This is a genomic window from Ruegeria sp. AP12 (assembly GCF_056540025.1).
The window spans coordinates 1,419,020-1,431,035 of the sequence record NZ_JBQFVZ010000001.1 but is presented as its reverse complement, the minus strand read 5'-3'; the positions used below and the strand labels follow the sequence as shown (position 1 = coordinate 1,431,035).

Here is a 12,016-nt window from a genome sequence, read left to right as displayed (position 1 = left end):
GATGAGTAACATGACCGATACGTTATCCATCGGCTGGACCCGCGCCCAGGCCGACAACCGGATCAAATCTCATCGCCGTCTGTTCGGATTTGTGCTGGCGCTTCAAATCGTCATCGGCGCGCTGTTCCTGTTTTGCCCGGCGTTTTCGCTGGGTGTTGTGGGCCTGCCTGCGGGGGCCGAGAACCCCTGGCCCTCGGTCTGGGGGGCGACGCTGATCTTTGTGACCGTCATGCAAATCCCCGGCGCGCTTGATCCGGTGCGTCAGCGTTATCCCAATGTCATTGCCGTGCTGGGGCGGGCGCTGATGGTGGCAACCTTCGTTGCGCATGGGGGGCCGTTCCTATGGTTCGCTGCCTTCGACGCCGTGTTTGGCGTGCTTATTTTCCTTAGTTTTCGCCGACTGGTGATTGCCGAACTGATGACCCGGCCCTGACGATGTTCTTCCCCGGCGGCTGGCGATTGGGTAAGGCTTGTGCTTGATTGGTTTAACTCTCTGACGCCGGCTGGGCAGGCGACGGTCGTGTCTGCCCTGGTCAGCGCGCTGGTCGCTGTTTTTGTCGCCTTTCTAAGCCCATTCAGCGCGCGCCGGTTGGAAAAGCTAAAGGCCATGCTGGCCAAAGACGCGGCGCTTAGTGACGCGCGAACCTCATATGAATTCGAAGCACGCAAGAGACTGTATGATGAGATCGAGCCGCTGTTCTTCCAACTGTTCGAGGCCGCCGAAGGCGGATATTTTCGCGTCGCCAGTTTGGTGCGCACGCAGCGGCAAGGGCATCTGGGCGAAACAGAGGGAAGCTGGCTTGCGACAGAGGGTTACTACCTTCGGTCGACGATCTACCAACTGTTCCTGCCGCTCGTCATATTCAGACTGATTCAGAGGTCCGCGACCTTTGTCGACATCGAACTGGATGAAAACATCCGCGCCCGGTATTTTTTGCTGAAGCTGTCCTATTATGCGTTCACCGACGACTTTGAGCTTGCCGGGCTTGAACCTTCTTTGGCGTATTCTCCTAACGTTCCGGACTGGAAGGAGAAAATCCTTGAAAACCCATCGCAATACCGGCGGCAAGGGCTGGTTATCGGACATCTGGATCGCCTGATAGACGCCATGATCGTTGGTGATGATCAGTCGCAACGAACAGTTGATTATGGTGAGTTTGAAGAGCTTTGTCGTAACGATCAGGAGCTTAAGAAAGTGATGGCCGAGCCCGCAAGACTATTCCGTGGATTTGACTTCACCAACCGGCCCGTTCTGGCCCGAGCCCTTTTGGCCCATGCCTATACCATGCGGCTATTGCTCTACACCTATTCTCGTGCGTCAGATTGCGGTGATCTAGCTGCTGTGTTGAAGACCTTTTGTGATTCAGATGAAGCGTCCGAAGACCTGGATTGGGGGGCAGGCTTTGAACAGGTTTCATTATCGGTGGCCGATTATGTGAAAGAGCGTTTGTCCTGGAGCGGGGCGGACGAGTACGACATCGGCTGATCGTTTGAACCCGAAGGCCCGCTTGCGTGTCACCGTTCATCCTCTGTCGGATCGCATGAGCCCAGACGGCTGAACCTCAGGGGCTTGGGTCGAACCGATTGAAGGCCCGGGCGGCCAGATAGGCCGAACGGCGCATCACCTGATCCAGCGTCACAGTGGTTTCCCCCGAGCGGGGCGAAATCTCTGCAACGTCAAAGGGCCGGTTTGCAGGATCAAGTACGGCGATAAGGGCAACCCTGTCCCGTGGTGCCTCGCCAGCGGCGCGTGTTAGATCGACCGTGTCGAAATGGGCTATACCGGTCTTGCGGCTGAACAATGGGTTTTCGGGGTTCGCCCTGCGCAGGAAGCGAAGGTGAAGACCGGGATCTGGTATCGCAAAATCGCGCTGGGCGTTCGTTCCGGTCACGCCCGCAGAAATTGCGTTGCGTAGATTGTCGCTGACCTCAATGTCGTCAAGCCCAAGGCCGCGCGCGAAACTCAGGTAGAACAAGTTTATCTGAATATCTGCTGCAGGTAAGGGGGTTACGTGCCGATGGTGAACCTGCACAAAAGCGCTGAAGCCATTTGATGCGGTTGCCAGGTTAAGGCTCCGTGCGGCTGCGAAATTGACTTCGTTTGCGTTCAGAAGCACCTCAATCGGCGGAGTGTCGACGAACAGAATATCCGGGCTGTTATGCGTGACCAGAGGGCGGTTGCTGGGATTGGACGGGTCCGTTCGCGGGGCCCAGGCCGGGTCTGGCAGATCGCCGCGCCCGGTATCGAACTCAAAGGTCCGGATATAGCTGCGCCCGACCGAATGCGGGGTGTCGGACACGTCACGTTCCCAAACGCCCAAAGACACAAGGGCCGCGCGCAGATACCGCCGGTCGCCGGACCGGAACAGAGACAGGTCTTCGACCAGCGTCTGGGGCAAGCCGTCCATGATAGGCCGCCAGGTCCAGCTCGGATGCGCCCCGGACTGGTCGATCTGTCCTTCGAAAACACCAACCCGCGTGCCGACCCAGACCACATCCGGGTTGTCTGGGTCCACAAGCACCGCATGGGCCGAGGCAGGGGTGCCGCTGGTGCCGGTTGCCACGTCCGGCTCGGTTGAATGCAGCCCGGTTGGATACCATCGACCGTCGCCGTTATACCACCACAGAGTATCGAAGTTCGGATCCGTGATCAGATCACCATCCCCGTCGCGGCGCGTCCGGCCCGAGGTTGTGACATACAGCGTCGTATCTGTGTGTCTTGCGATGGCAGTCCACGAGGTTCCGGAAAAGTAGGGAAGGTAGTCCAGAAACGGATCAGGCTCATCGCCTTCGGCCTTTTTGTTGCTGGGCCGGTTGCCGCTGATGATGGCGGCCCTGCGCCCGGTCCAGCTGGGGTTGTTTCCCTCGAACGTGAATATCCGGACCGTGCGTTCGCACAGCACCGCGATGCTGGTGCCTTCAAAATCGGGCGGTTCGCCCTCGACCAGTGCATCCAATGCGACGACCTTGTCGCTGAGGGTTTCAAAACGGAGCTGGTCGCGAAAGACGCGGTTCCGCGAATCCCGGCCTGGCTCGGTGGTGCTGCGGGCCGAATGGGGATCGGTGGCAGATGGAAGTGTCACCCAACTCATCCAATCCGTTCGCAGGCGATGCCCGTACCAGTCGTTGGTCATCCAGATCCGGTCGGTCCCTATGAACACCCGTGCTGTGTCGTCTGTTTCCCCCGGCAGGACCAGCGGGTTGGAGTAGAAACTGGCCCGGCCGTTTTCTGCCTTTTCGGAATCCCATTTTCGATTCCATGCATGCCGGACAGCGGGTCCGCGTGGCTGGCGGGCGGGGATGAAATCCCAGTCTGCATTGAAGGTCTGCTTGACCACCATATGCGGTCGCGTTGGGTGATAGGCGCATCCACCCCCGTCGCTGCCATAAATCTGGTCCCAGAAACTGCCGCCAATGCGTTCGATAAACCCATTGTCTTGCAAACCCGCAATCAGGTGGCCGTCAAGCGTTGGGTGGGATTGTATGTAGCCCGGTTCCAATGTCGGCAGACCGACATTGCGCGACGTCCCCGAGCCACCCGCCGTGAGTGGCCGGGTAAAGACACCGCCATCGCACGAAACCCAAAGCGTGTTATTCGCCGGACGCAGGGCGTGAACATCTGCATGGATGCCACGGCCGGCAAAGGTCGGGTCGGTATCGGCTGTCGTCTGGTTGGCGGCGGTGAACCCGGCGGACAGATCGTTTGCCGCAGCGGTGCCCGTGATTGGCAGACGGAAAATCAGCGCGTTGCTGTTCATTCCCTGACCGCCGATGAAGACGACATCGTCGCCCGAACCATTGTCCACAACCGTGATGCACTGGTCATAATGTGATTGGTCACTTTCGATCACATAATCGGTCCCGTCCTGAGTGACCGAGGACGTATAGACACCCACGGGCCAGTCATCGATCGACACCGCTGCGACGGGCGTTCCGGACACTCCGGCAGGGGTGTGTGACAGATCGATCAGCCACCCCTGGCCAAGGCCTCTCTTGTCCGCCACGTTGGATTCTTTCAGCCCGGCAACGTAAATTCGCCTTGCTTCATTAGGGGAGGCCGCAAGGCTAAGGCGTGTGCCGGTATCATGGTCCGGCAGCGCGATGCGTTGGAACGTGCCGGTCGGCCCTCCGGTCGAAAGCCAGATGCCATCCAGATCCTCGTCCGCCCCCATCAGCGCGACAAACAGGCCCTGATCGGTCCAAAGCAAATCGGTACAGGCCCCATCGTCAACTTCGGTGAACTCACCATCCGTGAAGTCGACAAATGTCCAGCTTTGGTCTTCGACAAAACGGCCTTGGCGCATGAACAGACCACGGGATGTGGCAGCCAGAAGGGTCGCCTCATTTGCCAGGTCAGGGGCGAGAGGGGTTCCGGGGTCACGGGCCAGACGGTAGATTCCCGCGCCGATAAGCTCCTCGCCGCCTTCGCGCTGCCACGGGTTGACCCCGACTAGCGATACAGCCTGCTCGACCGTTCCATTCAGACGAAGTACCCCGATCCCCGCATGTTTGCCCCCGGGACCGAGTGAGAAATATGGGTTAAGCTCGCCGGTTCCCACATAAACCGCGTCCAAGGCGGGGTCGTCGGCACCTCCGCCGTCTTCTCCCCACTCGACCAGTAATGCGCCGACGGTCAGTACAAGATCGTCCCGGCTTGTGGCTGCGGCCAGGACCCAACTGCCCAGCGGTGCCCAGCTTTCCCCGGCATCGTCGGTGTACCAGACACCGCCATTGGCCGCCCCGGCATAGGCACGGTGGCCGTTTGGATGCACCTGAATATCGCGAATGCGCCCTGCAACCACTGGGTCGCCGTCCGCCTGACCGTTGCGCAGAATGAAGGGGCCCAGCGGCATCCATTGGCGTTCTTCGTCAAAGGCCCCTTCGATCACTTCGCCCAATGCTGCGAGATTACCCAGATCCCCTCCGATAGCCGTTCCATTGGCGCGCGCTGCGTTGGTCTCGGCCCGACCAGCGAGGGTTTCGGGCGGTTTCCTCAGATCGCGTGGCCAGTCATAGCGTACCATCAGGTGCCTCCTTCCTCGCTGTCGTCGCTGGCCCCGATCCGTATCCAGCCTTCTTCAACCGAAACCGGGCCGTCCGGCAGGATGGCAGCCTGCGTTGCCGCCAGAATGGGATCGTCGCGCCAGGTGATTGGGCTGTTGCGGCGCGTCCACCGCTGGTCTTTGCCGAAGGCCGCGATCTTCGGCAGGCGCACCTTGTCGGGATCGATCAGAACCGGGCCGATCCGCGCTGACGGGGCAATCTTTTCAAGCCCCGGAGCCACCCAATCACGCAGCAATTCCAATGACTTTCTCGGCAAAATCCCGGATGTCGCATGCACCCGCGCGGCGGGGTTCATCAGCAAAGTCAACTGCACTTTCTGCCCCGAATGGGTGAAGATACGCCCGCCCGGCTCGATGTAGGGCGAGGTCAGCGGCGACGGTTCCGCCAGTGTGGCCGAGCCCAGAATGGCGCGGAACCCAAACCCCAACCCGGCAGCGGGCGCAGCCTTGCTGACGGACTTTTCGATCAGGCGGAAGCGGCGGAAATCGTCGCCGACGAAATAGCCGTAAAGCCCGTCATAGCCCTTGGCGACCTCACCCAGCGCAATCTCGAAGGCGCGCGCTTTGATCGCTTCGAATACGCCTTCGTTGTCAAGCAGTTGGGACAATCCTTCGGCTGTTTCGCCAAAGGCATCAATCTGCGAAAGGTCGGTTGGGATATCCAGCCACAGCGTCGCCCGCACCACGGCGACCGGGCGTCCGACCAGCCCGGCAATCGTGGCTCCGGCCTGTACCTGCGCCTCGTCCACACCCCACATCGTTGTATCAACCGCGCGCAGGAAGGCCGACAGCGCGCTTTCGTCTTCTGCGGTCTCAGGGTCTTGCGTACGCAAGGCATCGGCGTCGATCATCCCACGCGCGATCCGGCCCAGCACCTGCGCCGCCGGGGGCAGGCCTACTTCGGGGTCGTTAACAGCCGGTCCGGGGCGGCCAACAGCGCCTTCCCAGACCAGACCACCGGCGACCGGGTCCTGCAGAATCTCGCCCAGCGGGTTGCCTTGCGCATCGAACATCTCAAGCGACTCGTCGATGAAATCCGGCAGGATATAGCCCGCGATGGGGCTGATCCCCTGAGACGGGTTCGCCTGGTTCAGACGGGCTTCGGCGGGTTCATCAGATGTGTCCGCCGGATCGACAAAGCGGAACATCAGCCGACCGGGCAGCGACAACCGAGGTGGCAGTTCAAGGGCCGGGCGATCCTCGGCATCCGTGCTGGACAGCGCGTGTGGGCGCACCAACCGCTGCGTGTTGAGGTCGCGGAACCGCCCGAAACAATCGACGATCCGCGCCCGGACAAGGCTCAGGCGGCCACTTGCGATCAGACGGGGAAGCCCGACCGCCCGAATGTTATCGGCGACTGCTTCGGGCACGTCACGCTCTTGCCCGTCGGGTTGGGGTTCGAGGCCCAGCCACAGGTCACCCACCTGATCCAGCGTGACCGACCCCAGATCCGCAAGATCCAGATAGGTCCTGAGCTGCGCAAGGCGCGCCTCATGCGCCTCGGAAATCTCGCCAACCTCATCCTCGTCGCGCTGGTTTTCGGCGTCCAGATAGTCGGAAATCAGGCTGGTCCACGCATCGTGCAGACCATCGGTAATGGGCGAACGGCCGAGGATGTTAAGGGATTGCCCGCCAACGTCAGAGGCCCCTTCGAATTCAATCCGGCCCAGTTTCCAGCCGTCAAAATCCTGGCCGGTTTCCAGACGCGCCTCCCATTCCAGCCAGACCGGCACCCAGGGTTGGGACCACATGGTTATTCCAACCGGGCTGGGCTCGCGCCCTTCGGCAAGCGAGAACCTAAGCAACTCGTCGCTCAGCGTCGCCCGCGCCATCGGTGTGGTATTCGCGGCCAGTGGCGGCGTGCCGTCATAGCTGCCCTCGGGCGAGAACCGCAGCGCCATTTCGGCCCGCACGCGGGTTTGCACCGCCGGGGCCTCTGCCGGTTCCGAAGTTTGCTCGATGGCTTGCAGCATCCAGGCCAGCATGTAGATGTCGAACAGGAAGCTGTGTTCCAATATCCGGCGGGTCTGGCCCGGCAAGTTGGACAGGTTGGGCAGCGCGGGTACATAATCGCGCGCTTCAAATCGGCGACCGAAGGCGATTGGCAACTCACGCGCCCAATGGCAGCGCAAACGTCTGTCTTCGGTGAAACGCCAGTCGTCAAACCGGTTCGAGCGTCCAAAATCGCGCAACCCAACAACCGGAGGCACCGCGCGATGATAGCGGGGCGCGGGGCGGCGAATGCGCCGGACGGTTGGGCCTTCGTCGTCGGGCTGGGTGCGGAACCGCTTGTCGGTTTCCAGCTTTGCCGTGCGGCGCAGTTCGTTCAGATCGGCCTTTTTGGACCCGGATTTGGTGCCAAGCCACATCACGTCCGCCTTTGGCGGCGGCTTTGAGGCAAGCGTGGCGATCTTTGTGCGCACGGGCCGCCCGGCCTTGATGTCGGTCTGCCGCCGCTCGACAATCACGTCCTCATAGACTTCGCGACCACGGAAGGATTCAAATCCGTCGCCATGTTCGGCTTCGTCCAGCGCGATGATGCCGTCCTGTTCGCCCAAGCGGCGAATGGCCCCATTGGCGACGGCGGTCAGCAGGCTTTCGGTGTATTCCCGTTCCTCGCCGTCGGTCAGCCCGAAACTGTCGGCCACTTGTGCGGCGATCAATCGTTCAAGGGTCGGCCCAAGCGCAATTCCAATGGCAGGCGGGCGAGGGGCCAAATCGCGGCCAACCGGCCCGGTGATACGAACCCCCATGACCCGGCCATGCAGAACAGTATCGTAGTGCATGGTCACCAGCGACATTGCCACTGCATCGAAGACAAGCGGTTCGTACCCGCTGGCCAATGCAGCCTGCGCGCTGGACAGTGACAATGCGGTGCGCGTATCGGTGACCCGCAGGCCACGGGCCGAGACGGCCTCGACCGGTGTGTCGAAACTGTCGGTCACCGTAGAGGAGGATGCGCGGAACTGGGTCTGCGCAAAGCCCGCCAAACCGGATTGAACCGGTTGTGAGATTGCACCTTCATACGGGGCCGGGGACGCGGTCCAGCCAAGCTCGTCCAGCGTGCGCGAGACGGCAAAGGGCCAGAAGCTTTTCGCCAGCGGGTCCGACGCCCGTTCGGACCACCAGCCAATGATCACGTATGAGGCAAGGCGCGTAATGATCTGGTTCGGGTTCAAATCCGTCAGCGGGTCGTGAAACCCGAACCGGTTGCGTGTCGAGTCATACCCCGCCGTCCAGCTTGGCGAGCCGCCCACGACCCCGTCCAACTCGCCGGGTTCCAACTGATCGCCGTCGCCTGCGCTGTCGCCATCGGGGTAATCTTCCAGATCGTAGACCCGGCTTGTTTCTGATGCCACAACCCAGGCGCGCAGATCAACGGTGCGTGTGTTTTCGGGGCCGGTCATCCGCACCACCAGCCAACGGTTCGGCAGTGGACGCAGGGAAAGCGGGCTATCCTCGTCGTCCTCAAGATCACCGCGCAACAACCCATCGGGCAGCGCCCAGTGAATGTGTATGCCGGGGTCCCGGGGTTGCGGATCCGAGAAGGGCGGGGCGGGTTCATCCGTATCGCTGGCCGGTCCGCCAAGCTCCATCGGAAGCCTTACATAGTCTTCGTCATGATTGACCGGCACGTAAAGCGCGCGGACATCCACCGGAACGATCAGCGCGGGTGGCGGCGGTGGCGGCGTTGCGAACCGGTCGAGGCGGGACACCGCCGTGTCGCCCAGTTCAACGGCCATCGACCAGCCCGGACGGGCGAGGATGGCTTGCATCAGCTGCGGATCAATCGGGTTGGCCATGGCTCAGCTCTCGTCCAGGCGGTGGCGAAGGATTTCGGCGTAATCGGGCGTGACGGCCAGGTTCGGCGTAAAGGCCGCATCCTGAATGACAACGGTCGTGGTGGTCTGTGCAAAGACCTGACGGTAGGGGAAGCGGATCATCTGCATCGCAAACTCGGCCCCGTCGATTTCCGTGCCGGGATTGGGGTCTGTCATACCGGTGCCCTCGGCATCGGCAAAAGCGCGGGCGGTGTTCGACAGATCAAGCACCCCGGCGGACCCGGGGCGAAAGCGGACCGGGATTTGGGCTGCCAGGGCCGACAGGGCGGTGGGGTCATCGTCATCCGGTTCAACTGCAACGCCATCATCATCCACATATCCGGCGGTCCGCACGTCCCGTGCGGGCACAAAGGCCCGCCAGCGCCCGCTGGATTGTTCATCCAGCCGGACGCCAAACTGAAGACCCTGCCGGGGTTCTTCGATATGGATGACATTGGGAATGCCGTCGAACAGCGCCAACAGCACCGACGGGGCCAGTCGTTCGAGCCGCAGCAGCTTGATCCGGTCGGGATGAGACTCCGGCACGATGTCTTCATCATTGTCCACCGGTTCCGCGTCATAGGCGCGGATGTGCATCCCCGGCCAGCCCGCCACGGCGGCCGAGCGCATCAGGAACCCGGTCACGATCCCGGCGGATCCGGTCAGGTTCGGCTCGGACCCGGGTGAGCGGACACGGCGTTCCGCTTCGTCTATTTCTTCCTCGATCTGCGGATACAGCCGTTCCAATTGCGCACGTTCCAGCGAATTCGCGGTTCCGACGCTCAGTGCGCCCTGCACCAGCGCGTCCGTCCAGGCCCTGTCGAGATAGAAGAACCGTATCGATTCGACCGGCAGAAGATCGGAATCCGGTACCAGAGTGTTAAAGGGCACGCCTTCCAGCATGCGCAGCCGCGCCAGAAAGGTCAGTACACTGTCCGTCGCCACGGTTTCTCCATCAGGGGCCGCAAGAAACAGATCGAGGTTCAGGGCCGCGTGCAGTTGTTCATACCCAAGCTTGTCTGACAGCTTCATCTGCGGGTCCTTTCGATACGGTCGGCGAGAAAATCGCCAAGATTGTCAAAGTCCTGCACCTGATTCAGATCGCCTGCCTCAAGCGCGTCGGGACCAACAGCAAACTGTGCAAGCTGCCGCACGCCGGAATCCAGCGTATCGACAAGCCGCGCCGCGATCTCTGCATCCGGCTGAATGGTGGCCCCTGCAACCGTTGGCGATTGCTCCATAAGTTGGGCCAGCGCGCCCTCGTCATCGGGCTGCCGTAGCAAGGCGCCGACGACGGCCCGGTCCAGTTGCAGACCTTCGGCCAGAATGCGGGTGGGGTCGTCGTCCAACTCGGGGACAGGGTTGCCGATATCCACGCGCGGGCGCAGGGCGGCGACGCTGGTTTCGGGGTTGATGCTGACGGTTTGGATCAGACTGGCCTCAAGCTCTCGGGCAAAGCGGGCTTTCAGCAGCGTGTCGAAGACGTTTGGATTTGGCACCGCGACCGCTGCAAGCCCCAGCTGGTCATTGATCGCGAAGTCGATCCCAGCCTTGGCCCGTGCCGCACCAAACCGTTCCGCCCGCCACCGTTTGAGCGCGGCGATGAACGATGGCTGCGACAGGGCCAGAAGACGCCCGGTTTCAAAGGCCACGGCAAGCGAGACATCCTCTTCACCCCCGGGGGTCATCGTCCGCAGGTGGTCGCTGACATGTGCCAGTGTTCGACCCGAGGTGCCGGGCAAATCACGTTGCAGCCGAACGGGTGAGAACGGCCCCCGGTACCACGCGCTTTCACCATCGCCGACGCGGGTTCTGTAGGGCAGGGATAGATGCCCGCTTTCCGCCACCTCCAGCGGCAGGCGGGAGGCCGGAGCTGGGCCAGAGCTGTCGCCGCCTGTGTCTGGCGTGCAATCGGCCAGCGGGCGGGCGAACCCGCTGCCGGTGCGGCGACCCAGCAACCCCACATCGAGGTTTTTCATCAACTGTTCGAAACTGCCCGCACCGCTGCAGGTGAACCGCCACGAGGTCAAAACCGGAAAGCGCAAGATCTGGTCCTGAAACACCTTGTCGACCGGGATTGAAAACCCGTCAAACACGCCTTGCAGTTTGAAGGTTGTGCTTTGGTTGGAGGACAGGGTTGCAAAGTCTCCGTCCAGTAACGCAGCGCCGGAGATCGGCCCAAGATTGGCCAGGCCACCATTGGTTGTCCCCGCCCGGTCGATCATGGTTCCGTCATGAAACACCACCTCACCCCGACGGATGGCTTCGGCCATCGCGTTGCCGTCCGTGGTGTCGAGATCCCTGATCTCACCATCGATCTGAGGCGTGATCGCCGCCCCGGTCTCGATGGCGTTGTTGACCACCGCAAGTTCGTCGCTGAACACCAGATCGGAGATATCGAAAAACGGTCTGGGCGGCAGCGGGGCGGGCAGGGCACCCAGTTGCCCCTCAAGGTTCACCAGACAGGCGGTATAGGCCTTGGGTCGGCAATTCACCCGATCGAACTGCGGTATCCTGTTGGCAATGACCACCGCAAGGAAGCCGTCATCATCGCCCATCGCGGCCTCGGTGTCGTCTATATTCACCTCTCGCACATGGGTCAGCAGCGGCAGATCTTCGACGGTTGGGAACACGCGCCTGACCACGGATGCGGCAACCGAAAGCCGGGTGGCGGTCGGCACATCCTTGTCACCGGGCAGATCGACCCCTTCGGTCACGCAGTCTTGCCATGGAATGTCATGTTCGATCTGGCCTTCGCCCTCGGCGATGATGACAAGGGCGAGCCATGGCGTACGCTCAGTCACCTCCTGATCGCCGAACATGGTGCCATCCTGCGCCGCCTTTCGATCCCATGGCAGGGTTTTCTTTTTCAGGACGATCTGCGGCAGGCGGGATTCATAAGCGCCTTCGGAATTCGCAGGCGGAAACGTCATAAGCGCTTGATCCGGCGGCAGTTTCAGCCGTGGCGCGGTGACGTTGATATGGGTCTCCAACGGGCGTACCCCGAGGTTCGAGGCCGCATCGCCATCTTCCGTGGCTTCGATATCCAGATCGCCGCGCAGCCTGTACCGTCCTGCTTCGAGGGCAGGAACGATGCTGTCGTAAAGAAAGAAACGACCACGTGCGACCATT

Annotated in this window: 6 protein-coding genes; 2 read left to right on the top strand and 4 right to left on the bottom strand. The window is 61.8% G+C overall.

Translation table 11 applies throughout. The annotated features are described in order from the left end of the window. The first annotated feature begins 10 nt into the window (after positions 1-10). The gene (locus ACR0E6_RS07060) at positions 11-433 is read left to right on the top strand and encodes a hypothetical protein (RefSeq protein WP_480581892.1); all 423 of its coding nucleotides are present in this window, start codon (positions 11-13) and stop codon (positions 431-433) included. Positions 434-607: 174 nt separating this feature from the next. Continuing rightward, the gene (locus tag ACR0E6_RS07055) at positions 608-1,486 is read left to right on the top strand and encodes a hypothetical protein (RefSeq protein ID WP_480581889.1); all 879 of its coding nucleotides are present in this window, start codon (positions 608-610) and stop codon (positions 1,484-1,486) included. Positions 1,487-1,562: 76 nt separating this feature from the next. On the opposite strand, the gene ACR0E6_RS07050 is transcribed toward ACR0E6_RS07055, so the two are convergent. Genes ACR0E6_RS07050 through ACR0E6_RS07035 form a run of 4 tightly spaced genes read right to left on the bottom strand, consistent with a single transcriptional unit; the run spans position 1,563 to position 12,015 of the window. Beyond that, positions 1,563-5,024 carry a hypothetical protein gene (locus tag ACR0E6_RS07050; protein WP_480581887.1) on the bottom strand — a complete coding sequence of 1,154 codons (3,462 nt, stop codon included), beginning with the start codon at positions 5,022-5,024 and terminating at the stop codon, positions 1,563-1,565. Continuing rightward, positions 5,024-8,866, bottom strand: coding sequence for a hypothetical protein (locus ACR0E6_RS07045; protein ID WP_480581884.1), 3,843 nt, complete (start codon positions 8,864-8,866; stop codon positions 5,024-5,026). The genes ACR0E6_RS07050 and ACR0E6_RS07045 overlap by 1 nt, the downstream gene beginning before the upstream one ends. 3 nt (positions 8,867-8,869) lie before the next feature. Next, complete coding sequence (locus ACR0E6_RS07040; RefSeq protein ID WP_480581881.1) at positions 8,870-9,916, bottom strand: hypothetical protein; 1,047 nt, start codon at positions 9,914-9,916, stop codon at positions 8,870-8,872. Then, entirely contained in the window at positions 9,913-12,015 is a 2,103-nt protein-coding gene (locus ACR0E6_RS07035; RefSeq protein ID WP_480581878.1) for a hypothetical protein, read from the bottom strand. The genes ACR0E6_RS07040 and ACR0E6_RS07035 overlap by 4 nt, the downstream gene beginning before the upstream one ends. Between the last annotated feature and the right edge of the window lies 1 nt (position 12,016).

Coding starts and splice junctions, on each gene's coding strand:
- ACR0E6_RS07060 (WP_480581892.1), top strand. CDS start 11: ATGACCGATACGTTATCCATCGGCTGGACCCGCGCCCAGGCCGACAAC.
- ACR0E6_RS07055 (WP_480581889.1), top strand. CDS start 608: ATGCTGGCCAAAGACGCGGCGCTTAGTGACGCGCGAACCTCATATGAA.
- ACR0E6_RS07050 (WP_480581887.1), bottom strand. CDS start 5,024: ATGGTACGCTATGACTGGCCACGCGATCTGAGGAAACCGCCCGAAACC.
- ACR0E6_RS07045 (WP_480581884.1), bottom strand. CDS start 8,866: ATGGCCAACCCGATTGATCCGCAGCTGATGCAAGCCATCCTCGCCCGT.
- ACR0E6_RS07040 (WP_480581881.1), bottom strand. CDS start 9,916: ATGAAGCTGTCAGACAAGCTTGGGTATGAACAACTGCACGCGGCCCTG.
- ACR0E6_RS07035 (WP_480581878.1), bottom strand. CDS start 12,015: ATGGTCGCACGTGGTCGTTTCTTTCTTTACGACAGCATCGTTCCTGCC.